Consider the following 24,791-nt stretch of genomic DNA (forward strand, 5'->3'; position numbering starts at 1 on the left):
GCTTGTATACTAATGAAAATGGATGAAGAAAGCACGACGGCCGAACGATTTCTTGGCGTGCTTTTTTGATCCAAATATGAACCGGAAATCACACGCTAAATGGGGGATCAGATGGCTGACGCACCAAAAGACACACCGGAACAGGGTCGCACACTAATCCGTAACATCGGTCTGCTTCTGACCGGTGATCTGGAATCGCCTATTGCCGACAGTGATTGCCTTCTCATCGAAGACGGAGTGATTGTGGGCCTTGAGGCCGGCGACGCGGATCGCGTCATTGACGCCTCTGGTTGTGCGGTCGCACCGGGCCTGATTGATGGCCATTGCCACCCGGTTTTCGGCGATTGGACCCCGCGCCAAAGCCAGATTGGCTGGATCGAAATGAATGTTAACGGCGGCGTCACAAGCTTTGTTTCCGCCGGCGAAGTACATCTGCCTGGTCGCCCCAAGGATGCCGAAGGCGTCAAGGCTTTGGCGATGGTGGCACAACGTTGCTATTCAAATTTCCGCCCGTCCGGTGCCAAGGTTTTGGCAGGAGCGCCAGTGCCCGAACTTGATTTTGATCGCGATTTCTATGCGGCAATAAAGGCGGCCGGTATCCGGCATATTGGAGAGATCGGCCTTGGGACAGTTGCCAAAGGTCCCGACGCGGCCCGCGTCACCGGCTGGTGTCGGGAATTGGGAATAGAAACCATTATGCATACTGGCGGCCCTTCGATTGCGGGCTCTCACGATGTTCGAGCAGCAGATGTGCTAGAGGCGCAACCGGACGTAGTCAGTCATATCAATGGCGGACCAACCTCAATTTCTCAGGATGAAATCCGAGAGCTTTGCCGTCACGCGAAAGGAGCGCTTGAAGCGGTACACAATGGCAACGAGAAATCGGTACTTGTGACACTGGAAGGCGCTCTGGCCGACGGTCGCCTTGCCGATTTTCTGATTGGAACAGATGCCCCAGCGGGGTCCGGCGTACAGCCGAACGGAATGCTGCGAATGGCAACTCTGCTGGCCAGTATTGGCGGATTGCCTGCCGAACAGGCGTGGTGTTGTGGCACCGGAAACGTGGCAAAGAGACGGGATCTTGCACAAGGGATCGTCGCACCAGGCCGCCCAGCCGATTTGGTGTTCATGGACCGCCCTGAAGGATCGGACGGTAAGAACGTTTTGGAAGGCATGGCCGTCGGTAACATCCCCGGAGTTGGGGCTGTTATGATCGATGGTAAGATGCGTACCGGACGGTCGCGCTCGACCCCTCCTGCAGCGCGCGTACCTGTACTTTAAAGGCACGGGAAACGTAGGTTTGAAGCCTAAGCCCGGCCGCCAGATTGGCGGTCGGGCTTAGGGCTTTACCAACAGTACGAACTTGGATTGTCTGCTACTGACGCTAAATGCCCCTTGCCGAGGGTACGTCTACGGCAGGTTGCGTTTTATCGTTTTGGCAAAATCACAAGTTTTGGGGGGGCGGATTTGGCCCCCCCCCCTTGATCGTTTAAAGCGCCGCTTCGCTGCCCAGAACGGTCGTGAACTCGTTCGAGAACGTGCCGCCGTTGCCATGGGCAATCGCAATATTAACATCATCGATCTGACGATTGCCGCCGTCGCCCCGTATCTGGGTAGCCGCCTCGATCAAGCAGAACAGGCCGTACATGCCGGGGTGAACACAGCTTAGCCCACCGCCATTGGTGTTAACCGGCAGCGAGCCGCCCGGCGCGATGTTGCCATCGGCCACAAAGGCCCCGGCCTCACCTTTCTTCACAAAGCCCATGTCTTCGAGGAACAGCAGCGTGTTAATCGTGAAGGCGTCATAAAGCTCGACGACGTCAACGTCTTTGGTAGTGACGCCGGCCATCTCGAACGCACGTTTCGAACTTTCGGTGGCACAGGTGGTGGTCAGCGTGGCGGCCTGACTGATCTCGCGATGGGAAATCGCGTTGCCGCCACCCAGGAAATAGGCGGGCTTTTCCTGATAATCCTTGGCGCGGTCGGCCGAGGCCACGATGATCGCGGCACCGCCATCCGACATCAGGCAACAATCCAGAACCGCCAGTGGATCGGCAACCATGGGCGAGTTCAGATACTCCTCCATCGTCAGGTCATCCTGCATTGTCGCATCGGGGTTCAGCTGGGCCCATTTCCGGGCCGAGATGGCAACATGCCCGAAATGCTCTTTGGGTACGTTGAACTCGTGCATATAGCGTTGCGCGGTGAAGGCATATCCCGGTACCGGCACCATTGGTTCATATGCGCGTTCCCATTGCGGGGTTTCGATCAACCCGTTGAGATCGCGCGCGGATTTCGCGTTCGAGCCGTAGCAGATCAGCACGTTCTTACACAAGCCCGCCTGAATCGCCATGGTCGCTTCGACCAGATAGGACATGAAGGACGAGCCGCCCACCATGTCAGAATTCGCCCATTTCGGTTTGATGCCCAAATACTCGGCGATCGAGAGGGTGGGGAAGAAGTGGTAGAATGTTCCGCCACAGACGCCGTCGATCTCGGAGAGGTCCATCCCTGCATCGGTCAGCGCGTTCTGCGTAGCTTTGGCGATCAGTTCCATTGGTGAGGTATTGGGCGTTTTGCCCAAACCCCAATAGCCTTTGCCAACGATTGCGGATTTGCCGCGAAGTGCATGTGCCATGATTGAATTCCTTATTCCGCGGGCTTGAAGAACACGGCGGCTTCGCCGGATTTTGCGTTGGGTCCGAAGTCGGGGGTCATGACAACGGCCTGTACTTTCATACCGATGGTGATCGCTTCGTTGTCCACGTCCACAATGCGGCTGAACATGCGCGGACCTTCGTCCAGATCAATCAGCACGTTGTTGATGTCACCGCCGTATTTTGCTGGACGTCGGATGATGGTCGAGGCGAAGACAGTGCCGCGGCCCGAGGCTTCGACCCATTCCAGATCGTCTGCTCCGGTCGTAGGGGACAGGGCGCGTGGGTAGAAGTTGTATTCACCGGTGGTTTTTGAGCGCTGGATCAGAAATTTTCCAGCGGCCAGACCGGCACGGAATGCCGCGTCGGCCTGTGGGCTGGCTTCGGGAAGAGTAAAGTCAGTCATGTGTCGTCCTTGATGTTCACGCGGCAAAGATCGCCGCAGAATGCGTGGGTTCTGGATTAAGGATGCGGCGCCGCAGCAAACCGGCTTCGGGCAGTACGCGCGCCCGGACATGGGCCGCAGTGGCGCGCAACAAATCGGGTTCCGGGGCGTTGTCTGCGGCAGCCTCGAGATCCGCCCAGACGCGACCAAAATATACTAGCCCGGTCAGCCGCATATAGTCCGAGACCGACGGACCGATATCTGTATAGCTTTGCATGGCTTGGGTTGCGGATTCCCAGGCGTCGATCGCATCGGCCAGCTCGACCGAGCTGGGGCCCGTTGAGGCCAAATCGCTAAAAGCCTGCGCCGCCGCACCGCCATTTGCGCGGATCGCGCGGCGGGCCACTCCGGTCGCCAGAACGCCGTTAGTGCCTTCGTAAATCGCCATGATGCGGCTGTCGCGCATGATCTGTTCAACGCGGTATTCCTTGCAGAATCCATAGCCGCCGTGGATTTGTACCGCTTTGCTTGAGGCCGCGTTGACTGCGTCGGTCGCAAAGGCCTTGCAGGTCGGAGTAAGGATATCCAGCAACCCCTGATCGGTGCCCAAATCCATATCCACAAAAGTGCGATAGACCATCGCCCGGCACCCCAGCGCATAGGCGTAGATATCTAGCAACATCCGCTGAACGTCACCGTGTTCGGTGATCAGCGCCGTGCCTTCTGATGTCGTGCCTTGGCGCCGACCTGCGGCATGCAAACGCGAACGCTGAAAGGCCACGTCCATTTGGCCCACGGCCTGGAGGGCCACATCCAGACGCTCGGCATTCATCATGGTGAACATGGCGGCCAAACCTTGGCCTTCCTGGCCCAACAATTCGGCCTTTGCGCCGTCGAACGCCATCTGACAGGTGGGCGAGGCATGCATCCCCATCTTTTCTTCGATCCGCACGGTCTGAACCCGGTTACGTGTCCCATCGGGTAACACGGCAGGGCAGGCGAACAGGCTGAGACCCCTGACCCCCGGTGCCGCATCCGGAGTGCGCGCGAGCACCAGATGCAAAACGTTGTCGGTATAGTCGTGGTCACCGCCCGAAATGAAGATTTTTGTTCCGCTGAGCACATAGTCATCACCATCGGGCGTAGCGGTTGTTTTGATCCGACCCAGATCTGACCCCGCATCCGGTTCGGTCAGGCACATCGATGCCATCCATTCACCGGACACCAGCTGCGGCAACAGCCGCGCCTTTTGATCGTCATTGCCCGAGGCATTCAGAGTTCGAATGCAGCCTTGCGCCAGGCTCAGCACCATCTCATAGGAAATACACGCGCCAGCCAGCATGTCCGCCAGAACCGCACCCAGAATGTGTGGCAATTCTTGCCCGCCATATTCTTCAGGTGCGCACAGGCCCGGCCAACCGGCATCGGCATAGCGCTTATAGGCGGCAACCATGCCTGGTGGCATCCGCACACGGCCATTTTCCAGACGTGCGCCTTGTGCCTCGCCAATCATGTCCAAAGGCGCAATTTCGGTGTTGATGAAGCGGCCTAAGGCTGGGATTACAGTCTCGGCCAGATCGTCGCTCCAACCGGGCAGCCGCTCGGGCCGACCGATATGCTTGAGGACGAATGCAATCTCGGCTTCAGAGGCGGTGTAGTCGATCATGTGGCGGCCTTTCCTGGTACGATCACATCCGCGGCTCCATCGTACAAGCCAGTGACCGCGTCAGCCCGAAGCTCTAGCGCAAGGCGTTGATTAATATAGCCTTTGTCGGTGATCTCGTTCTTTTCAACTGACGGGGCGTCGTGTTCGATGCGAACGCGCTTCACGCGTGTGGCGCTGCCGGTTTGGTCGGCATTGTATGCAGCCAAACGTTCGGCAATGAAGGCGCGCACAGTCGGATCATCGGCGTAATCCGCCAATGTGTCGCCCCGTCCGGTCAGGGTTTTGCATTCATCTATGTTCAGGAACAGCAGCGCACCAATTTCGGTCCGGTCATGGCCGGTAATGACCGCATCCGAGGCAATCGGGCTAAGGGCCTGCAGTAACGCAACACGTAAGTTGCCGACGGCGACCCAAGTGCCAGTCATCAGTTTGAAGTTCTCAGAGATGCGGCCATCGAATACGATGCCCTTTGATGGGTCATCAGGATCTTGCAGGCGGCCCGCGTCGCCAGTCAGGAAGTACCCTTCCTCGTCAAACGCCTCGGCGGTTTTTTCGGCGTTGTTCAGATAACCTGTTGTCACATGCGGTCCGCGGACCCGCATTTCCAACTTGCCACCATTGGGCAGAAACTTCAGCTCGGATCCCGGACCCGGCACCCCGATGACTCCTGCCTTTTCGATGGGGAAGTGCACACATGTGGCCATCATCGCCTCAGTCAGGCCCCAGGCGCTTACAAACGGGATTTTCCCGCCCCGTTCCTGCACGCCCAATTGTTCCAGACTTTCCCAAAGATGGTCGGGTAGCCCCGCACCAGAGAAAAAGATCAGATCAAGCCGCTTGAAAAAAGCGTTGCGAAAGACTGCGTCCTCGCGCAGGACCGGCAAAAGCATGTCAAAGCCGCGCGGGACGTTGAAGAACAGAGTGGGTGATACGTCGCGCACGTTGCGAATTGTCTTTTCAATCTCGCCCAGCACGGGTTTGCCATCATCGACATAAAAGCTACCGCCGTTGCGCAGCATCATGTTGAAGTTGAAATTGCCGCCGAATGTATGGTTCCAGGGCAGCCAATCAACCACGACAGGTGGGGCGCTTTCCAGAAACGGCCAAATCTGCACCACGGCTTCTTGAGTGGCCAACATCATGCGCTGCGTAACGATCACACCCTTGGGCAACCCGGTTGAGCCAGAAGTGAACAGGATCTTGGCCGGCGTGTCATGGTCAATCGTGGCACGCGCTTGGGCAACCGGTTCGCCAGCTGTGGCTTCTAGGGCGTGCTCAAAGGTCAGTGCGCCATTGTCCGACAGCTGTTCGATGCCTTCCGAGGCGAGAAACTCAAAAGCATGGGCAAAGCCCTTGGCATCATCGGCATAGGCCATACCGGGATTTGTGGTCCTGACGATATGGCGCAGTTTGGCCAGCGACTCGTCGACCAGAGAGTAAGGAACAGAAACCGGCACCACCGGAATGCCCACATGCATAGCAGCCAGCATCAGCAGACCGTGCCGGACCGAATTGCCTGACAGAATCAAAAGTGGGCGGTCTTGAGCCAGCCCCATGCTCAGAAGAAACGCAGCCAGTGAGCGGGTTTGCGCCAAAGCCTCGGAATAGGTGACGCTGATCCATTCACCGTCTGGCCCACGTTCTGCCAGAAAAAGGCGATCAGGTGCTTCTTCGGCCCAGCGTTCCAAATATTCGGAAACACATTTTACGTCCATATCCAGCAGGTAGGGGCTGCGTAAAACAAAAGCGCCATCGCCCAGATCTTCTCGTAACACCTGTGAAGGGGCGAATTTTTTGAGATGCCCCAAGTCGTGTTCTTTTTGCCGGGCTGAAATGCTCATTTTTCCTCTCCCTGTCATCGGGTCGCACTGGGCGCGACATGATGCATATTTTGAAAATCAGGCTATCCAAAAAAATGTTAGTATGCAAATGTAATATTGATCGTTCACTAAATACCAATTCAACGGGTATGACGCATTAGGAAATCGCGCAAGACCGAAGCCTGATTTCGTTGCGTCATGGCGTTCGGGGCGCACAGGGAGACATGTAATGAAAATCGAAAACGCATCCGCAATCGTGACTGGCGGTGCCTCGGGGTTGGGGTTTGCGACGGCCGAGTATCTTGCATCATGCGGGGCGAAAGTGACCCTGTTCGACTTGCCCGGCGACAAGCTGGACGAGGCCGTAATGCGACTGGGGGCAATTGCCGCGCCTTGCGACGTCACCAATGAAGCCCAGGTTTCTGCGGCGCTGGACACGGCAATTGCGGCCAATGGTTTACCCCGTGTTGTCGTCAATTGCGCCGGCGTCACACATGGCGAACGGATCGTAGGGCGCAACGGCCCGGCGGCGCTGGACGGGTTCGCCAGAACGGTCCAGATCAACCTGATCGGCACCTTTAATGTCATGCGCCTGGCGGCTGAGCGGATCATGCAAAATGAACCGCTTGAGGATAACGAGCGGGGGATTATCATCAACACCGCGTCGGCGGCGGCTTTTGAGGGGCAGATCGGACAAGCGGCCTATTCTGCCTCGAAAGGTGGGGTCGCCAGCTTGACCTTGCCTGCGGCGCGGGAATTTGCGCGCTCGGGCGTTCGGGTCATGGCGATTGCACCGGGTATCTTCTCGACTCCGATGATGGATTTGCTGCCGCAAGAGATTCAGGACAGTCTGGGGGCCAAGGTTCCCTTCCCGTCGCGTCTTGGACGGCCGGCTGAGTTTGCGCGCTTGGCAGGGCACATGATCAAAAACACCATGCTGAACGGTGAATGCGTGCGTCTGGACGGCGCGATCCGTCTGGAACCCAAGTAAGGCTTTGCAATGGAATATACACATATCACCCCAGAGACAGACGGCCCGGTCGGTATCCTGACGCTGGACCGACCTGCCAAGTTCAATGCGATCAATCACGGGCTGCTGTTCGAGATCGAGCACTATTTCGACACCCTTCCCGATGAGATCGGCGCCGTTGTGATCCGCAGTTCCAGTCAGCATTTCTGTGCCGGGCTGGACCTGTTGGAACATTCGATGCGCGACGCCGCAGGGGCGATGCATGAATGTCGCCTGTGGCACCGGATTTTCGACAAGATCGAATACGGCCGGGTTCCGGTTGTGGCCGCAATGAACGGCGGTGTGCTGGGCGGCGGGATGGAACTGGCAATGACCGCGCATATCCGCGTCTCGCAGCAGGACACATTCTATGAGCTGCCCGAAGGACGCCGCGCGATCTTTGTGGGTGGCGGCGCAACGGTACGTGTTGGCCGGATTCTCGGGGCCAGCCGGATGATGGAGATGATGCTGACCGGTCGCCGCTATGGCTCGGACGAAGGGTTGCAACTGGGGCTGGCGCATTATGTTGAGCCGGACGGATCCGTGTTTGACAAAGCGATGGAGCTGGCCTGGCGTGTGACCGAGAATGCGCCACTGTCAAATTACATGATGATGCAGGCGATCACGCGCATCAATGACATGTCGGCCAGTGATGGCTTCTTTACCGAAAGCCTGGCTGCTGCGATTGCCCAATCCTCACCCGAAGCGCGGGCCGGGATGGAGGCGTTTCTGAACAAGACAGGAAAGCGGGACAATCAGTAAGTCCCGAGACACGCGGGATCTGGTGTGAGAGCGTTTCACCAGATCCCGGTGTAGGGCGGGGCAGAGCCCCGGTTGGTCAATCGACAAAGGCGCGTTCGACCACAAAAGTTGCAGGTTTGTTGTTCGCGCCCTCTTCCAGGCCGAACCCTTCCAGCGCGGCCTTGGTATCCTGCAGCATCGCCATCGAGCCGCAGATCATTCCGCGATCTGTTTCTGGTGAGATTAGCGGCAGGTCCAAATCATCGAACACTTTGCCCGATGCCATAAGATCGGTGATCCGACCTTTGAACGGATAGTCCTCACGCGTGAGGGTGCAATAGTGCCGCAAATTCTGTGCCATCTCGCCAACCAGCGGATCGGATTTGAGCGCCGCAACCAGTTCCTTGCCATAGTCCAGCTCGCCTTTTTCCCGACAGGTATGGGTCAGGACTACTTCGTCGAACTTCTCATAGGTTTCAGGGTCGCGGATCAGCGACGCAAAGGGCGCAACGCCGGTTCCGGTCGAAAACATCCAAAGCCGTTTACCCGGCAACAGCGCGTCATTGACCAGCGTGCCTGTGGGCTTTTTGCGCATCAAAACCGTATCACCTTCGCGAATTTTCTGCAGGTGTTCGGTCAACGGGCCGTCGGGGACCTTGATCGAATAGAACTCGATCTCTTCGTCCCAGCTGGGTGATGCGATGGAATAGGCGCGGTACACGGGTTTTTCCGCGTTCGGCAAACCAATCATCACAAACTCACCTGACCGAAACCGGAATGAAGCCGGGCGCGTGATGCGGAATTTGAACAGCCGGTCGGTATAGTGCTTCACTTCGGTAACGGTTTGGGCGAGCACGCCCGCCGGAATGGGGAATTCAGTTTTGGTCGTAGAATCCAGCGACATATGAGTCTCCTATTCTGCCGGGGCATCCGACAAGAGCGCAAGCTTGCCTTCTTTGCCGTTCCAGTCGTCCGCGGCAGGCATCGGGTCTTTCTTTTCGGTGATGACGGGCCAAGCCTCTGCGTATTTGCCGTTTAGTTGGACCCACTTTTCCATCCCATCCTCGGTGTCCGGGCGGATTGCGTCGGCGGGGCATTCCGGTTCACACACGCCGCAGTCGATGCATTCGTCCGGATGGATGACCAGTGTACTTTCCCCTTCGTAGAAACAATCCACTGGGCAAACCTCCACGCAATCGGTGAATTTGCAGTTGATGCAGTTTTCGGTGACGACGTAAGTCATGGAGCGCCTAATCGTTAGTATGCAAATGAGTATTGTGAGAAGTGCATGCCTGTCAATACGTTTCTGTACGAATGAAATCTTCCTGAGTCGGACTCTTGACCCAAATGTGAAAAAAGTTAGTGTACTAACGAAAATACTGCGCTTCGGCAGGGTGGCATGACTGACAAGCGGGTTGTCGAAACATCGGACTTATGCTGTTGGGGAGATGCAGGATTCGATCCCGGACACAAGTTGGCCGATCGTAGCAGAGTTTTGAAAGGTTCAACCCATGAGCACCCCCTTGCACGGACTGAAAGTGATCGAACTGGCCCGCATTCTGGCCGGGCCCTGGATCGGGCAGACATTGGCTGATCTGGGGGCGGATGTGCTCAAAGTCGAAAGCCCCGAGGGGGATGATACGCGAAAATGGGGCCCTCCGTTTATCGAACGCGATGGCGATAAGACAGCCGCTTATTTCCACGCGGCCAATCGGGGCAAGGACAGTATCGCATTGGATTTCCGGGATGCGGGTGATCGGGCCAAGTTGCTGGATCTGATCCGCGATGCGGATGTGCTGATCGAAAACTTCAAGGTCGGCGGGTTGAAGAAATTCGGCCTGGATTATGATAGCGTCAAACAGATCAACCCCGGACTTGTTTACGCATCCGTCACTGGGTTCGGTCAGGATGGGCCCTATGCCCATCGGGCGGGGTACGATTTTCTTATCCAGGGTATGAGCGGGATCATGGACCTGACAGGCGACCCCGAGGGAGAGCCGCAAAAGATCGGCGTCGCCTTTGCAGATATCTTCACAGGCCTCTACGGGGTAATCGGCATTCAGGCTGCACTTGCTGAACGAGAGCGTTCGGGGCAGGGACAACACGTGGATCTGAGCCTGCTGGATTGCATGACGGGCGTTCTGGCCAATCAGGCGATGAATTATCTGGCCTCGGGTGTGTGCCCAACGCGACTGGGTAACGCCCATCCCAATATCGTGCCTTATCAAGTGTTTCCGGTGGCGGATGGGCACATCATCATCGCCTGTGGAAACGACCGGCAATATGCAAGCCTGTGCGAAATACTGGGCCTGTCGGGGTTGATCGACGATACCCGATTCATGTCCAATGCGGACCGTGTGGAAAATCGCGCTGCGTTGACTGAATTGCTGACGAGTTCCTGTCTGAAATGGACCAAGGTCGATCTGTTGGCGGCCCTTGAACAACATGGCGTGCCCGGTGGCCCGATCAATTCAGTGCACGAGGCACTAAGCGACCCGCAGATTCAGCATCGCCAGATGCAGATCAACCCGGAGGGCGTGCCCGGTTTGCGCACTCCGATCCAGTTTTCCCGGTCTGAATTGCAGTTGGACAAGGCGTCGGCCAAACAGCCCGTCAAATCATGAGATTTTTCGCAGAATACGGATAAGGTTGCGCTGTTCAGCGGCCGTCAGCGGCTTGAGTGTTTCGTTGGTGATCTGCTGACCGACATCTTTCATCCGCGCGACCATGGCCTCGCCTTCGGGGGATAGCGAAATCAGTGTGCGTCGCTTGTCGTCCGGATCGGGCTCGACAACCGCAAATCCTTTTTGACGCAAGCGATCAACGACCCCTTTGATCGTCGCAACATCCATTGCCGCCAGCCGCCCCAACCGGTTTTGAGAGCACTTGCCCAAATCGGCAATACGGATCAGCGCGGCAAACTGCGTGGGCGTCAGGCCGTCCAAGGTGTGTGACTGGAAAATCGACGCGTGGCGCTGATTGGCCAGCCGCAAAAGATAGCCGACCTGGTCGTCAAGCGCATAGCTTTCAATCGATTCCGTCATGACGGCTCCCGCCTGATTCAATTGTTTGTACTATAATAAACAAAGCCTAGTCCTTCCCACAAGACTAAGGTATTAGACGGCAAGATAGGTGTTTGAAATTTCTGGGTTTTCGTCGAGGTCAGCAAAGCTGCCTTCAAACCGCATTTCGCCTTTTTCGATGATATAAGCCCTGTCCGACACGATCCGCGCAAAGTGTAGGTTCTGTTCGCTGATCAGCACCGACAGCCCCTCTCGTTTCAGTTCCGCAATCACGCGGGCCATTTGTTCCACAATGACGGGGGCAATCCCTTCTGATGGTTCGTCCAACAGGACCAGCTTGGGATTGCCCATCAATGTACGGGCAATGGTCAGCATCTGTTGTTCCCCACCCGAAAGCTGTTTGCCCAGGTTCTTGCGACGCTCAGCCAGATTTGGGAACAGCTCGAACAAGTGTTCCTGTGTCCATTCGGGTGCATCTGGACGTGGTTCGCGGCGTCCGACTTCGAGGTTTTCTTCGATGGTCAGATCCCCGAAAATCCGACGGTCTTCGGGGACATAACCCATGCCAAGGCGACAGATCGCATGAGGGGTATTCCCCTGAACCTCGCGTTCGGCATAGCGGATGGTGCCATTGATGTGACGCACCAATCCCATGATGGACTTCATGGTGGTCGATTTGCCCGCGCCGTTCCGGCCCATCAGCGCAACCACCTCGTTTTCGCCGACGCTCAGCGAAACACCGTTGAGGATTTGCGCACGGCCGTACCAGGCCCCAAGGTTTTTGACATCAAGCATGGGCGCTCTCCGCTTCAAAGACTGAGCCGCCGCCCAGATATACCTCTTGGACCAATGGGTTGGTGCGGATTTCAGACCCTGTGCCTTCGGCGATCAACTCACCCCGGTTCAGGACCAGAATACGATGGGCGTGGGCAAAAACGACGTCCATGTCATGTTCGGTGAACACCACACTCACGCCGCCTTTGGCCACGATTTCCGCGGTCAACGCCATCAGGGCTAGCCGTTCGGACGGTGCCATGCCCGCCGTCGGTTCGTCCATCAGCAGTAGGGCGGGCTCATGCGCCAGGGCAATCGCCAGTTCCAGCCTTTTTAGATCGCCATAAGCCAATTCCGAACATGCCCGTCCGGCCTGGTCCTGCATCGAGACCAGTTCCAGCAGCGCCATTGCCTCGTCCACATACATCCGCGTTGCGCGTGAAAACAGGTCAAACACCCAGCGGTGATACGAGATCAGCGCCATCTGGACATTTTCCACAACGGTCATCGACAGGAAGGTTGCCGTAATCTGGAACGTTCGACCGACACCCATACGCCATATCTTGCGCGGCGGGTGGCCGATCAGGGCCTGGCCGCGCAAGGATACGGAACCTGTATTCGGTTTTAGGTAGCCATTCAGCATGTTGAAACATGTGGTTTTGCCCGCGCCGTTGGGACCGATCAGGGCAAGGAATTCCCCTTCCTTCAGATCGAAATTCACATCCTTCACGGCCTGCACGCCGCCAAAGGATTTGGACAGGTTACGGACTTCGAGAACGTTGGTCATGCCCGGCCTCCTTTCAAGCCGCGCAGCAGGCGCTGGACACCGCCCGCAATCCCGTCAGGTGCCACTAGGACAACGATTAGAATGATGGCCCCGAAGATAAAGCGCCAGTAGTCTAACCGCGTGACCCAATCTTCGATCAGGACAAAGGCACCGGCCCCAAGGATCGGACCCGCCAGCGCGTGAATGCCACCCAGAAGAACCATGATCAGACCGTCGATGCTCAGCGCGATGCCGAGGCTGTCAGGAAAGACGCTGCCCTTTGAAAATGCAAAGACGACCCCGGCCAAACCGGCAAAGCCACCCGCCAGCACAAAGCCCATCCATTGATGAAACCGGGTATCGATGCCGATCGATTCAGCCCGGGTCTGGCTGTCGCGTATGCCGCGCAGGATATAGCCGAATGGAGAGAAGGCCACACGACGCAAAGCCCATATCCCGCCGATACATAGGACGAAGGCGATGTAGAAATAAACCTTGTCGGAGCTGGCCCATTTGGCAGGCCATACGCCAAGGATGCCATCATCCCCGCCGGTGAATTCCTGCCATTGGAACGTGACACCCCATAGGATCTGGGCTGCGGCCAAGGTCAACATGGCGAGGTAAACGCCCGACAGCCGGACACAGAACCAGCCGAAGAACAGCGCTGCTATGGCCGCGCAAACCGGGCCGAAAAGCATAGCCGAGATCATGCCGAGGCCAAGGAATTTGACCGCCATCGCCGCGCCATAGGCGCCAACGCCGAAATAAGCGGCGTGCCCAAAGCTGACCATGCCGCCAACACCCATCATAAAATGCAGCGATACGGCAAATAACGTCGCGACCATCACATCGACCATCAGGACCGAAGTGAAATCAGCAGTGAACAAGGGGCTAAGCGCCAGCACCAGCAGCGCGGCCATCAGCACCATTGCTGATTTCTGATCCATCAGCGCCAGTGGTTGGTCCGGTTCTTCCGGCGCGCCCTTTTCGCTGCCGGGTTTGCCGAACAAGCCATGGGGCCGGAAGATCAGGACAATCGCCATAATGACGAAGGGTAAAACGATTGAGATTTGCGGGAAGATCAGGATTGCAAAAGCGTTCAGGACCGAGATCAGAACCGCCGCTACAAACGCGCCGGACACGCTGCCCATACCGCCAATGACAACCACGACGAAAGCCTCACCGATGATGGACAGATCCATCTGCAGCGATACCGCCTCGCGCGGGATTTGCAGTGCGCCACCCAATCCAGCCAAGAACGAGCCCAATACGAATGCTGCCGAAAACAACCAGGCTTGGTTGACGCCTAGCGCCCCGACCATCTCGCGGTCTTGGGTCGCGGCACGCACCAGAACACCCCATCGCGTTTTGTGAAACAGCAGCCAGATGGCCAGCAATACGACCGGCCCGATAGCGATCAAGGCGAGGTCATATTCGGGAATTGGTTCACCCATGATGCGAACTGCGCTATCCAATCCCGGCGCGCGCGGGCCCAAAAGGTCCTCTGCGCCCCAGATCGCCAGCGTGCCATCCTGAAAGATCAATACGACGCCAAACGTTGCGACCAGTTGGAACAGCTCGGGGGCGTGGTAAATGCGGCGCAGGATAGTGAGTTCGATGATCAGGCCGATCACTCCGACGATCATAGCGGCCAAAATGACGCTGACCCAAAAGCCAAGGATGCTGCCGCTCCAGAGTGTGACCAGCGTGTAAGCGAGATAGGCGCCGACCATGTAGAACGAGCCATGCGCAAAGTTCACGATCCGCGTGACGCCGAAGATGATCGAAAGCCCGGATGCGATCAGGAAAAGCGAGGAAGCGTTCGCCAATCCAGTCAGTAGCTGTGCAAAATAGAACCCCATCGGGCCACCGTCCCTTGTTCGTGTTCTTTTTGTGGGGCGGGGCAGCTATTGCCCCGCCTAATTCGGCTTATTCCGCCGGACGCAAGGCTGCTGCGTCGTCTTCGCTGGGCAAGTAATCAGCCCCGTCGGCATAGGACCAATCGACCATAGTCGGTTTGCCGTCGACTGTTCCCGTCTTGCCGACATAGGCGCCCATCGTGGACTGATGGTCAGCCGCACGGAAGGTGAAAGGGCCGGTCGGGCTGCTGTCGACGGTCAGGCCCTCCATCGCGGCCAGCAGGGCGTCAGTGTCTGTGGAATCGGCCTTTTCTAGTGCTGCGGCGATGGCGAGGATCGAGTTATATCCAACGATAGAGCCGGTTTTGGGCGCTTCGCCGAACTTCTCGATATAGGCTTCAGCAAAGGCCTGGTGCTCGTCCGTTGCGATGTCGGTCGAGGGGTATCCGGTGACGATCCAACCCTCAGGAGCCTCAGCCCCCAGCGGGTCGAGGTATTCCGGTTCTCCGGTCAGCAATGATGCCACGTCGCGATCCTCGAACAGGAACCGCAGCGAACCTTCGCGAACAAATTTGGCCAGATCGCCGCCGAAGGTCACGTTGTAAATCGCATCCGGTTTCGAGGCCTCAAGTGCGCGTACGGTGGAACCCGCGTCGATCTTGAACAGCGGTGGCCATTGTTCTTCGACAAATTCTACATCGGGGCGCAATTTGGTCAGTTCGGATTTGAAGGCCTTCACCGCATCCTGCCCATAGGCGTAGTTCGGCGCGACAGTCGCCCATTTCACGGCGTCGAGCTTGGCGGCCTGTTCGGCCAGCATCGCGGCCTGCATGTGGGTCGAGGGGCGCAGACGATAGGTGTATTTGTTGCCTTTGGACCAGACAATCGCGTCGGACAGGGGCTCGGACGCGATGAACAGGACTTCTTTCTGCTTGGCAAAATCGGAAACGGCGAGACCGATATTGGACAGGAAGGTGCCAAAGATCAGAACTGCACCATCTTTTGAGACCAGTTCCTCGGCGATCCGAATTGCGGTGGCTGGATCACCGGTATCATCCCGGCTGATCACTTCCAGTTGCTTGCCATCGATCCCGCCTGCGGCATTGATCTGTTCGACCGCCAGTTGCCAACCTTTCTTATAGGGCTCGGTAAAGGCGGGCAGACGGGTATAGCTGTTTACTTCACCCAAAACGATTGTGTCCTGGGCCAGACTGACCCCAGCCGTCAAACCGGTGAAGGGCAGCGCCGCAAGCGCGCCCAGTACCGTGCGTCTGATCAGATTCATTTCAAATTCCTCCCAATGATCATTGTTCACGGCCAGTTATCCCGGCTTCTCAATGTGTTGTCAGCCCTAAAGAGCGCAGCTGCTACATTCAGCGCAGCCCGTCTTTGCCTTCTGCCTCCTCATTCGTCAGTCCGCCTACACGCGGCAGCGGTCGTCCGCTGTCGGTGACCGCAACTGCCACCATAATCTCATTCGCGCGGGGCGCGTCGTTCAACTGCACTTCGATGCCGTCAAAATGGCTGCGCACATAGGCCGCGTCCTTGTGACCAAGCGGTACGTCCAGTACCTGCCCAGGACTGCCCATCTTCTTCGAAGAAGGCACCAAGGCAGCGCCCTTTTCGACCTCTTTGCGCAGTGGCGCGCCCAACTTGGGGTGCAGGATGGCGGCGGCATGTTCCAGCTCGCCATTCTCACCGACCATCGCCGATTTGCCGTAGCTTTCGGCCTGTTCCGGTGTGATGTTAAGGGCCTCGACGCAGCGGCGGCCCAGCAAAGCGCCCAACTCAGCACCAGTTTCCATCAGCGGTGTCAGATCCTCGACATATTGCCCGGCAAAGGGGTTTTCGATCACGGCCATTGCCACCGCCTTGCGTGTGGCGGGCGAGATCGGGCGCCCTGCCTCGATATGGGTTTCTTCAACGTTGACTGCGATTTTGCGGATCTTTGTCATCTTAGGCCGTCCTCTCCTTTGATGTCCCACGCCTCAAGCCCGCCCGAGCGCGAATGCACCCGCGGCCCGGTTGTCATGACCAGCGAGAAAGCCAGCTCGCCTGCGCGCGGGGCGTCATTGCAACCCACCTCCATGCTGTCGAAATGGCTGCGCACATATGAGGCGTTGATATGCGTGATCGGCACATCCAGCCGCGCACCCACGCCACCGACTTTTTTGGATGAGGGCACAATCGCGTTTGCCGTGCCTAGCAACTGGCGCATCGCATAGCCGCCGGGGGCGTGCCACAGTGCGCCGTGTTCCAGCTCGCCGCCTTCACCAACCAAAGAACCTTTGCCATAGCCTTGGACGTTTTCCGGACCGCCCAGCATGTCGATCAGGGCTTGTGCCATTTCCAGACCCAGAGGTTTGAGGTCTTCCATAAAGCCCTGAATTTCGGGTTCGTACCGCCCTGCAAACGGGTTGGCGATAACGGCCATTGCAGCCACCCGCACCAGCGGCGCGTCGGACATCGGTCCGCCTTCGTGATAAATTTCTTCAAGCGAAAACAGCTTTTTTCGCAGTTGAACGTCAGGCATATTGTGGAACCTTTTGAGTGGTTGAGATCACCAGTCGAGACGCGCCCGTCTGGCGGGAGTGGGAGCCAAGAGACAGATGGGCGGCAGAGATCAAACCGCGTCCAAGCAAGGTCTCGGCAGTATTCAGGCCGTGTGACAGGGCATCTTGAATATCTTGGGCAGAGAGTTGGCCGACAGAAACCGGAACGGGCAGGTCGCCCAAATCGCTGTCATCGCGTAGTTGATTGGCCGGAAGGCGCCGGATGGCCGGATGCCCGGGCAGATCAACCGCATTGGCGATCAGCGTCGCTGCCACATCGGCCATTGCTGCGTTGCTGGCCAACACTGTAACGCTGTCGGCGATGCCAAGGCTCAAGCTGCGCCCGCCGCGACCCGACGTGGCAATGCCGCCAATCTTGTCGCTTGCACGGATAGCAATGCGGCCCAGATCGCATCCGTTAAGCCCGCTCATTGCGATGCGATAGTCCTGACCCGAGCCCAGATAAACAGCAATATCTCCGCCATTGTTGACCAACGCGCGATCCAGAGGTGTGGCGTGAAGCATGGCCGCCAGTACTTCGTCCGCGACAGCTCCGGCAACGGCGGCCATGCGTGTAACAAACACGTTGGAATGAGGGCGCGCAGCCTCATCCATGCGGCGCGCTACCCGTCCTTGAGGGCGGGCGCATTCAGCGGTCATGGGCATTTTCAGCAACCCCAGTTCATCCACCAAGCCCTGCAGCAAGGATTGGAACCGGAACTGGGCAGCTTCGAATGCGATATCTTGCGCGCCATCTGCCTCGACGATCAGGTCGATCGGTCCGTGTTGCAGATGCAATCTGCGGCCGCAGGGCAATATGGCAGAGGTGGGGTGCATCCGGCCTTATGCTCCTTTGGCCCAGCGATAATTTTTCGAAGACATCGGGTCGGGTTGGTTTTCGAACTGATCCACCTTGCGGGTTTCGTCCGAGACAACCTCGGAAACCGGCTTGATCTCATCCATGTGTCCGCCCAGCGTGCCATAGTCGCTGACACGCATCGTGAACTCGATGGGGGCGACCAGCGCTGGTGTTGGCACGTACCCGAACGATCCGGTGGGCATGCCCAGAACGTCGACCATCACGGTGATGCCGCCGCCAGGCCAAACGTAAGCCTCGGCCCCGCCGCAGGATACAAAGGTCAGCGAGTCCTTGACCGATTTTGTCAGCCGCACCGGGTTTTCCGTGACACCTGCCCGCAGGCTGCCGCCTGCGCCGCCCATGAACAGAACCGAGCAGACCGAAGGTTCGCAGTTTTCGGCAATCAGCTCAGCAGACGCCTTCAGCGCCGGGGGAATCTCGACGGGCTGAGGTTTCAGCTCGGCATCCAGTTCAAAATAGCCATATTGCTCACCAGTGGTGGATACCATCAACAGGCTCATACCTTTACGCGCGAATTTTGGATTGAAGTCGCCCAGAATTTTTAGCGGATCCTCGATATCCGTACCGCCCCAGCCGGTGCCAGGCTCTGCGACCTGAAAATAGCGACCCGGGGTGGAACGACGACCATTGATCTTGATGCCCGTTGGTTCGACATCCAGCAGTTTGCCTGCCTGATGCTCGGACAGAACGCCGGTAATGTGGTCGTCGACCACCACCACGTCATCCACATGTTCAATCCACTGCTTGGCGAACATTCCGATCGTTGCCGAGCCGCAGCCCACCCGCATCAGTTTCTCTTCGACCCCATTAATGATGGGCGCTTTACCGGCCTGAACCACAATCGTCGTTTCGTGCCCCTCATCGCCGATCACCATTTCAACGGCCTCGCGATTGCACAGCCGCAGTAGGGCGTCGCAAGTGATCCGCCCCTCTTTCTTTGAACCGCCGGTCAGATGCTCGACCCCACCCAGCGACAACATCTTGGACCCGTATTCCGAGGTCATCACATGCCCGACGGGCTCACCGTCCACGCGGACGACATCGCGCTCGTGACCAATATGGCGATCGGTGTCGATCTTCACTTTGACACCGCAATACGAGAAAATCCCCTCGGTCACGACAGTAACCATATCCACGCCTTCCACGTCCTGGCTGACGATAAAGGGCGCAGGTTTGTAGTCGGGGTAGGTCGTGCCCGCACCGACGGCGGTCACAAAGGGCCGCTTGCCTTGCACGATGTCGCCGTCCCAGTCTTCGGGGTCTTTACCGTCTTTCAGGAACGGGACAAGGCGCGTGTCCTCAGTGCTTTCGATGATCGTCAACGCATCCAAACGGACTAGGTCGCCACCATGATTGGCATAGCGGTCGCAGGCCCCGATTTTACCGTCCGCGATGTAGCACATCACCGGGCAGGCATCGCAGCGAATTTTCTCTGGTGTGGCGCGTTCAGTTGCCATCTTTCAGTTCCTTGATTGCTGCGCGCATCTTTGCAGGCGTGGCAGGACCTTGCGTCAGCCGAACGCCGCAGGCGCGATTGATTGCATTGAAAAGGGCCGGGGCCGACGGGATCAGAACGTGCTCTCCCAGTCCCTTGGCACCGTAGGGGCCGTGGGCATCCTCTTCCTCGATGATGAGGGTTTCGATCGGGGGGATGTCTCCAATGGTCGGGATCAGATAGTCGTGCAGGTTCTCGGTAAGGCCGGGCAGGTATTCTTCCATCAGTGCCATGCCAAGACCCTGCGCGATACCGCCCTGCACCTGACCCTCGACCAGCATCGGGTTAATCGCTTTGCCGACGTCATGGGCGGCCACGAATTTGATCGGTTTCACCGTGCCAAGTTTTGTGTCCACCTCGACAACAGCCAGATGCGCAGCATAACCAAACTGAGCATAAGGTATCCCTTGACCGTTTTCGTCCAACGGTTTTGTGGGCGGGTCATAGGTTTCTTCGGAACGCAGAACATACCCTTCGGCGTCCGGTTCCAGCGTGGTCAGGTCGATCGTGTGCTGCTGTCCGTTATCATCCACAGCAATTGCGCCTGCGTTCAGGGTGATCACAGCATCAGGCCCGGCGTTCACGCGGGACAGAATCTGCGCCCGCATCGCTTCGCCCGACAGACGTGAAGCGCTGCCAGAGACATAGGTCTGACGTGAGGCCGAAGTTTTGCCCGCGTCTGGCGTGACATCCGTATCGGCCCCGATGATTTCGATCTGCGCAACCGGGACACCAAGCGCCGTGGCAAAGATCTGCGTGATGACGGTGTTTGCCCCTTGGCCGATATCCATCGCTCCTTGGTGCAGGACCACACTGCCATCTGACCGGATACCCGATTTGATCGTCGACGGGTTGGGCAACGAAGTGTTGCCGCACCCGTACCAGCCTGCCGCCAGCCCAACGCCGCGCATCAAGGTATTGTTTTGTTCGTTGTGTGCCTGAGCTGCTTTGTTTTCTTCAGCCCACGCGGGACGCAGCGCTTCGAGGCAGGCGCGAATGCCAACACTCTGATCGAAGACCTGCCCGCAAACGGTGGGGACCCCATTCTCCAGCGCATTGTTGATGCGGAAATCAAGCGCGTCGATGCCTAGCTTGTCCGCCAACTCGTCGAACAGGCATTCCTGCGCGATGGCTGATTGTGGAACGCCAAAGCCGCGGAATGCGCCCGATGGCGGGCAATGCGTATGGATGCCTTTGGCTTCGGCGCGGTAGTCGGTGATTTTGTACGGCCCCGAGGCATGAACAGGAACCCGGTTGGCCACGGTCGGACCCCAGCTGGCATAGGCGCCTGTGTTGAACAGCCCATCAAAAGTCATCCCACTGATACGACCGTCTTTGGTTGCCCCGATCTTGACCTGCAGGTCGGAAGGGTGGCGTTTGGTGGTGGACTGCATCGACTCGGTTCGGGAATAGGTCAGTCGCACCGGCTTGCCGGTTTTGAGCGCGGCAAGTGCCAGATAAGGCTGCACCGAGATATCGAGTTTTGAACCGAACCCGCCGCCGACCCCGGTCGGGGCAATACGGATCTGATCGCGCGGCATCCCCAGAATGATCTCCAGCGCGTCCAGATCCATCACCGGGGCTTGCGTGCAGGCATGGACTTCGACCCGCCCGTTCACGATCTCGGCGAACCCGGCCTCAGGCTCGATATACCCATGTTCGACAAAGCCCGAGCGGAAATGGCCTTCGACCACAACATCTGCGTTATCCAACGCGGTTTCTGGTGTTCCGCATTTCACGAAACCGGCACACATAACGTTGCCGTCGCGATCTGGGTGTAGCTGCGCGGCTAGGGGTGTCATGGCGTCCGGTGAATCCAGCGCTGCGGGTCTTTCTTCCCACGTTACTGGAAAATCTGCTGGATCGAATGTTGCCAGAATCTCGGGCAGACCAATGATGGCGGCGACAGCCTCGCCACGGAACCGAGCCTCGGTCTCCGCGAATACAGGTTGGTCGGCAAAGTCGGGAATAACGCCAAAGTTGTTGCGCCCGGGAATGTCGGCCGCAGTCAGGACTGCTTCGATCCCAGGGGTCTTATTGGCCCAAGTGTCCAGATCGCCAAGTGTAAACCTGGCACGGTGGTAAGGGGAACGGATGACATAGATTTCCAATGTACCTGCCGGGGCAACATCATCGCCAAAAAGCTCTGTGCCTGTGACCTTGTCGTGCCCATCCACGCGCCAGATGGCTTCGCCCGCGTGTCCCAATGATGCTTCGGGCAAAGCAGGCGCACCAGCGGCAACAACGGCATCGATAATCTTGCGATACCCGGTGCAGCGGCACAAAACGCCGCCTAGGGCATCCTGGACCTGCTCATTGTTTGGCTCAGGAGTCTCGCGCAGCAATGCGACGGCAGCGGTCATCATGCCCGGCGTGCAGAAACCGCACTGCGCCGCACCGTGGTTTTGAAAGCTTTCTGCCAGACGTTTGGCAATCTGGTCATCTTGCGTCAGCCCGGACACCGTTTCCACAGACCGCCCAGCAGCCTGTTGCGCCGGAACCAGGCAGGCACAGACCGGATCACCATCGACCAGAACGGTGCAAGCACCGCAGTCGCCGGCATTGCATCCGATCTTGACGTCGCGTGCTGACAGCCGCTCGCGCAGCATTTCCGACAGGCGCTCACCCACGCGCGGCACCGCGCTGACGGGGTGGCCATTCAGGGTGAATTCGGTCGTGATTTCATCAGCGCGTTTATCCATGATGTTGTCCCGCCTCTGCGATTGCCCGGACACATTGTTCTGCCACCGCGTCCAGTCGGAATGCGGCGTCCCCGCGGACGTCATCAATGGGGCTAAGCGGTGCCAAATGCTCTGATGAAACTTCAACCGTTTCAGGGGATTTCCCGATCAAATCGGCTTCGAGCTGTACCAGCCTTTGTGCCACGGCTGACGCAGCCCCCACGGCGACGCGCGCATAGTTGATCCGGCGGTTTTCATCGAGGCCGATGATGACAGAAGTCATCGTGATCGAGATCACAAGGTATCGTCGCGCGCCGAGTTTTTCGAAATGTCCAACAGTCCCTTTGGGCGGATCGGGCAGGTAGATCGCCGTCACAATCTCATCGCCGGACAGCGCCGTTTTGCGCACGCCAGTGATGAACTTTGACAGCGGAACCTCGCGAAAGCCACGGGCCGAGCCAAGCTCAACGCTAGCCTCCAGCGTCAGCAGCGGTGGCACGCCGTCAGCGGCAGGCGAGGCATTGCACAGGTTCCCTGCAATCGTGCCGCTGTTCTGGATCTGCAGGCTACCGACTTCCCGCGCTGCCATTTGCAGGCCCTTAAATGCTACGGGCAGATTGGCCCGGGCAATGTCTGTCCAGCTTGTTGTGGCTCCGATTCTCCAACGGTCATCCACAAGTTGGATGCCCGAAAGACCATTGATGCGTGTGACGTCCAATATGTCGGTGTGCAGCTCATGACGCTGCCGGGATGGGAAAAAGTCAGTGCCGCCAGCGACAACCGTCAGATCATTGCTGGTCAGCAAGTCAAATGCATCATCGAGCGTGTTGGGAGAAAGATACCGCAAAGTGTCTATCCTGATGAGAAATTTCTCGTTAGTACACAAATGATATTACGCGAACAAAAAAAATGTCAACGATTTGTTTTGGCCAGTTTTGTTTATCATGAGCGCGGGCGGGAAATTGGATCACGGATATTCAGTCGATTGATCATTCCCCTTATTTTCAGGGCTAATTGAGGAGCAGTCACTCTAGGCGAGATGAAATTGGGCGATGTGACGGCGCATTGCCGATTTTGTTTCACGAATGTCCAGAAGTTCCAAATTACGTCAGTAATTCGTTGACACACTAACAAACAGTCATGAATATAGTGATCGATCACTCACCCTCGTGTGGATCTTACAACGGGCTGAAACCTACCGCCTGGTGTCAATAGGGAGGAAGAAATGAACAAGTTCAATTTGATGATGGCGACCGCACTTGCTGCTGGTCTTGTTGCAGGGGCCGCTGCGGCACAGGAAAAAGTACGAATCGCTTTCATTGATCCGCTATCCGGGCCATTTGCGACGACGGGCACACAAGGCCTGGCAATCTATCGCCACAGCGTCAAAGAGCTGGTGAACGAACCTGGCGGGCTGTTGGATGGCAATGCCGAATTTGAGATGGTGCCTTTCGACAATAAGATCAGCGCAAAGGAATCTCTCATCCAGTTGCAGGTTGCCATGGATCAGGGCATTCGCATCATCGCTCAGGGCGCATCATCCGGTGTGGCGAACGCGCTGACCGAAGCCGTTGCCAAGCACAATCGTCGCAATCCTGATGATCCGGTTATCTTCCTCAACCACTCGGCCGTTGACCCGGCGTTGACCAATAACAAATGCCAGTTCTGGCATTTCCGCTTTGACGCCAATGCTGACATCAAAATGGACGCGTTGACCGATGACATTGCAGCCAACCCGGATATCAAAAAAGTCTATGTGATCGGTCAGGACTATTCGTTCGGTAAGGCTGTTGCTGCTGCCGCTCAGCGGTTCCTTCAGGAAAAGCGCCCCGATATTGAGATTGTCGGGAACGAGTTGCACCCAATCGGCAAAGTCAAAGACTTCACGCCCTTCGCGCGCAAGATTGTTGGTTCGGGCGCAGATGCCGTGATCACCGGTAACTGGGGTGGCGATATGGTCGGCCTGGGAAAAGCGGTCATGGGTGCCGGTTTCGACAAGCCGATCTACACCTACTATGGCGCGACCTCAGGCATCACCGCGGCCTTTGGTGAAGAAGGCGACGGTATCGTCAAACTGGTCGGCGCAGGTCAGGTCAATCCGGCCCCAACACCTGAAGCGCAGGAATTCATCGAAGCCTTCTATGTAAGCTTCCCTGATCTGGACTTTGGTCAACCTCAGATGGCGAATGTTGCACCGATGCTGGCAGCCGCGATCAACGAAGTTGGCAACGCCACGGATATCAAGGCGATCGCCTATGCGCTGGAAGGTATGGAATACGACAGTATTGTCACTGGCAAGACCGTGATGCGTGAAAGCGATCACCAGACGATCCAGACTGTGACCGTGCAGGGCCAGACGCCCGAGGTCGCTTTTGAATACGACAAGTCTGGCCGCGGTATGGTTGCAGAAACTGTTGTCGAACTGGCGTCCAATGACTCGTCCACCACATGCGAGATGAAGCGCCCATAACCCTCTAACCACT

At 57.6% G+C, this 24,791-nt stretch carries 22 protein-coding genes; 5 read left to right on the plus strand and 17 right to left on the minus strand.

Annotated elements, in window-relative coordinates; genetic code table 11:
• The first annotated feature begins 111 nt into the window (after positions 1 to 111).
• Positions 112 to 1,281 (plus strand): amidohydrolase family protein, encoded by a 1,170-nt coding sequence (locus tag AC2FLJ_RS13080; protein ID WP_496706159.1) that lies wholly within the window; start codon positions 112 to 114, stop codon positions 1,279 to 1,281.
• A gap of 208 nt (positions 1,282 to 1,489) precedes the next feature.
• On the opposite strand, the gene AC2FLJ_RS13085 is transcribed toward AC2FLJ_RS13080, so the two are convergent.
• From AC2FLJ_RS13085 to AC2FLJ_RS13100, 4 genes are read right to left on the minus strand one after another with little or no spacing between them, the layout of a single operon-like run.
• Positions 1,490 to 2,638, minus strand: coding sequence for an acetyl-CoA acetyltransferase (locus AC2FLJ_RS13085; RefSeq protein WP_496706161.1), 1,149 nt, complete (start codon positions 2,636 to 2,638; stop codon positions 1,490 to 1,492).
• Between the two features lie 11 nt (positions 2,639 to 2,649).
• Positions 2,650 to 3,063, minus strand: coding sequence for a Zn-ribbon domain-containing OB-fold protein (locus tag AC2FLJ_RS13090; RefSeq protein WP_496706163.1), 414 nt, complete (start codon positions 3,061 to 3,063; stop codon positions 2,650 to 2,652).
• 16 nt (positions 3,064 to 3,079) lie between these two features.
• Positions 3,080 to 4,708: an acyl-CoA dehydrogenase family protein gene (locus AC2FLJ_RS13095; RefSeq protein WP_496706165.1), complete on the minus strand. Its 1,629-nt coding sequence runs from the start codon at positions 4,706 to 4,708 to the stop codon at positions 3,080 to 3,082.
• Positions 4,705 to 6,549, minus strand: coding sequence for a feruloyl-CoA synthase (locus AC2FLJ_RS13100; protein WP_496706167.1), 1,845 nt, complete (start codon positions 6,547 to 6,549; stop codon positions 4,705 to 4,707). Before AC2FLJ_RS13100 ends, AC2FLJ_RS13095 begins: the two co-directional genes overlap by 4 nt.
• Before the next feature lie 208 nt (positions 6,550 to 6,757).
• Between AC2FLJ_RS13100 and AC2FLJ_RS13105 the strand changes: the two genes are divergently transcribed.
• Together AC2FLJ_RS13105 and AC2FLJ_RS13110 are read left to right on the plus strand one after the other, a co-directional pair.
• Entirely contained in the window at positions 6,758 to 7,519 is a 762-nt protein-coding gene (locus AC2FLJ_RS13105) for an SDR family NAD(P)-dependent oxidoreductase (RefSeq protein WP_496698055.1), read from the plus strand.
• Positions 7,520 to 7,528: 9 nt separating this feature from the next.
• Complete coding sequence (locus AC2FLJ_RS13110) at positions 7,529 to 8,299, plus strand: crotonase/enoyl-CoA hydratase family protein (protein WP_496706168.1); 771 nt, start codon at positions 7,529 to 7,531, stop codon at positions 8,297 to 8,299.
• A 76-nt stretch (positions 8,300 to 8,375) separates the two neighbouring features.
• Here AC2FLJ_RS13110 and AC2FLJ_RS13115 read toward each other — a convergent pair whose 3' ends face one another.
• Positions 8,376 to 9,182: a ferredoxin--NADP reductase gene (locus tag AC2FLJ_RS13115; RefSeq protein ID WP_496706170.1), complete on the minus strand. Its 807-nt coding sequence runs from the start codon at positions 9,180 to 9,182 to the stop codon at positions 8,376 to 8,378.
• Between the two features lie 9 nt (positions 9,183 to 9,191).
• The gene (fdxA, locus tag AC2FLJ_RS13120; protein WP_496706172.1) at positions 9,192 to 9,521 is read right to left on the minus strand and encodes a ferredoxin FdxA; all 330 of its coding nucleotides are present in this window, start codon (positions 9,519 to 9,521) and stop codon (positions 9,192 to 9,194) included.
• Positions 9,522 to 9,789: 268 nt separating this feature from the next.
• On the opposite strand from fdxA, the gene AC2FLJ_RS13125 reads away from it, so the two are divergent.
• Complete coding sequence (locus AC2FLJ_RS13125; RefSeq protein WP_496706174.1) at positions 9,790 to 10,902, plus strand: CaiB/BaiF CoA transferase family protein; 1,113 nt, start codon at positions 9,790 to 9,792, stop codon at positions 10,900 to 10,902.
• On the opposite strand, the gene AC2FLJ_RS13130 is transcribed toward AC2FLJ_RS13125, so the two are convergent.
• From AC2FLJ_RS13130 to AC2FLJ_RS13180, 11 genes are all read right to left on the minus strand, one after another.
• Positions 10,897 to 11,322: a MarR family winged helix-turn-helix transcriptional regulator gene (locus tag AC2FLJ_RS13130; protein ID WP_109311142.1), complete on the minus strand. Its 426-nt coding sequence runs from the start codon at positions 11,320 to 11,322 to the stop codon at positions 10,897 to 10,899. The two genes, AC2FLJ_RS13125 and AC2FLJ_RS13130, sit on opposite strands and share 6 nt — an antisense overlap.
• A 72-nt stretch (positions 11,323 to 11,394) precedes the next feature.
• Positions 11,395 to 12,096 carry an ABC transporter ATP-binding protein gene (locus tag AC2FLJ_RS13135; RefSeq protein WP_496706176.1) on the minus strand — a complete coding sequence of 234 codons (702 nt, stop codon included), beginning with the start codon at positions 12,094 to 12,096 and terminating at the stop codon, positions 11,395 to 11,397.
• Complete coding sequence (locus tag AC2FLJ_RS13140; protein ID WP_496706178.1) at positions 12,089 to 12,862, minus strand: ABC transporter ATP-binding protein; 774 nt, start codon at positions 12,860 to 12,862, stop codon at positions 12,089 to 12,091. The genes AC2FLJ_RS13135 and AC2FLJ_RS13140 overlap by 8 nt, the downstream gene beginning before the upstream one ends.
• A complete protein-coding gene (locus AC2FLJ_RS13145) occupies positions 12,859 to 14,703 on the minus strand; it encodes an ABC transporter permease (RefSeq protein WP_282119305.1) in 1,845 nt (614 codons plus the stop codon). The genes AC2FLJ_RS13140 and AC2FLJ_RS13145 overlap by 4 nt, the downstream gene beginning before the upstream one ends.
• Before the next feature lie 67 nt (positions 14,704 to 14,770).
• Positions 14,771 to 15,985 (minus strand): ABC transporter substrate-binding protein, encoded by a 1,215-nt coding sequence (locus tag AC2FLJ_RS13150; RefSeq protein ID WP_496698042.1) that lies wholly within the window; start codon positions 15,983 to 15,985, stop codon positions 14,771 to 14,773.
• Between the two features lie 88 nt (positions 15,986 to 16,073).
• A complete protein-coding gene (locus AC2FLJ_RS13155; RefSeq protein WP_496698040.1) occupies positions 16,074 to 16,655 on the minus strand; it encodes an amino acid synthesis family protein in 582 nt (193 codons plus the stop codon).
• A complete protein-coding gene (locus tag AC2FLJ_RS13160) occupies positions 16,652 to 17,233 on the minus strand; it encodes an amino acid synthesis family protein (protein WP_496698038.1) in 582 nt (193 codons plus the stop codon). The genes AC2FLJ_RS13155 and AC2FLJ_RS13160 overlap by 4 nt, the downstream gene beginning before the upstream one ends.
• A complete protein-coding gene (locus AC2FLJ_RS13165; protein WP_496698036.1) occupies positions 17,226 to 18,089 on the minus strand; it encodes a UPF0280 family protein in 864 nt (287 codons plus the stop codon). The genes AC2FLJ_RS13160 and AC2FLJ_RS13165 overlap by 8 nt, the downstream gene beginning before the upstream one ends.
• Before the next feature lie 6 nt (positions 18,090 to 18,095).
• Positions 18,096 to 19,589, minus strand: a complete 1,494-nt coding sequence (locus AC2FLJ_RS13170; RefSeq protein WP_496706181.1) for a 6-hydroxynicotinate reductase — start codon at positions 19,587 to 19,589, stop codon at positions 18,096 to 18,098.
• Positions 19,579 to 22,329 carry a molybdopterin-dependent oxidoreductase gene (locus AC2FLJ_RS13175; RefSeq protein ID WP_496706183.1) on the minus strand — a complete coding sequence of 917 codons (2,751 nt, stop codon included), beginning with the start codon at positions 22,327 to 22,329 and terminating at the stop codon, positions 19,579 to 19,581. The genes AC2FLJ_RS13170 and AC2FLJ_RS13175 overlap by 11 nt, the downstream gene beginning before the upstream one ends.
• Positions 22,322 to 23,155, minus strand: a complete 834-nt coding sequence (locus AC2FLJ_RS13180; protein ID WP_496698030.1) for an FAD binding domain-containing protein — start codon at positions 23,153 to 23,155, stop codon at positions 22,322 to 22,324. Before AC2FLJ_RS13180 ends, AC2FLJ_RS13175 begins: the two co-directional genes overlap by 8 nt.
• A gap of 378 nt (positions 23,156 to 23,533) precedes the next feature.
• Here AC2FLJ_RS13180 and AC2FLJ_RS13185 point away from each other — a divergent pair, with 378 nt between their 5' ends.
• Complete coding sequence (locus tag AC2FLJ_RS13185; RefSeq protein ID WP_496706185.1) at positions 23,534 to 24,778, plus strand: branched-chain amino acid ABC transporter substrate-binding protein; 1,245 nt, start codon at positions 23,534 to 23,536, stop codon at positions 24,776 to 24,778.
• Positions 24,779 to 24,791: the final 13 nt, after the last annotated feature.

It is taken from the genome of Ruegeria sp. CDSA034, from assembly GCF_059612275.1.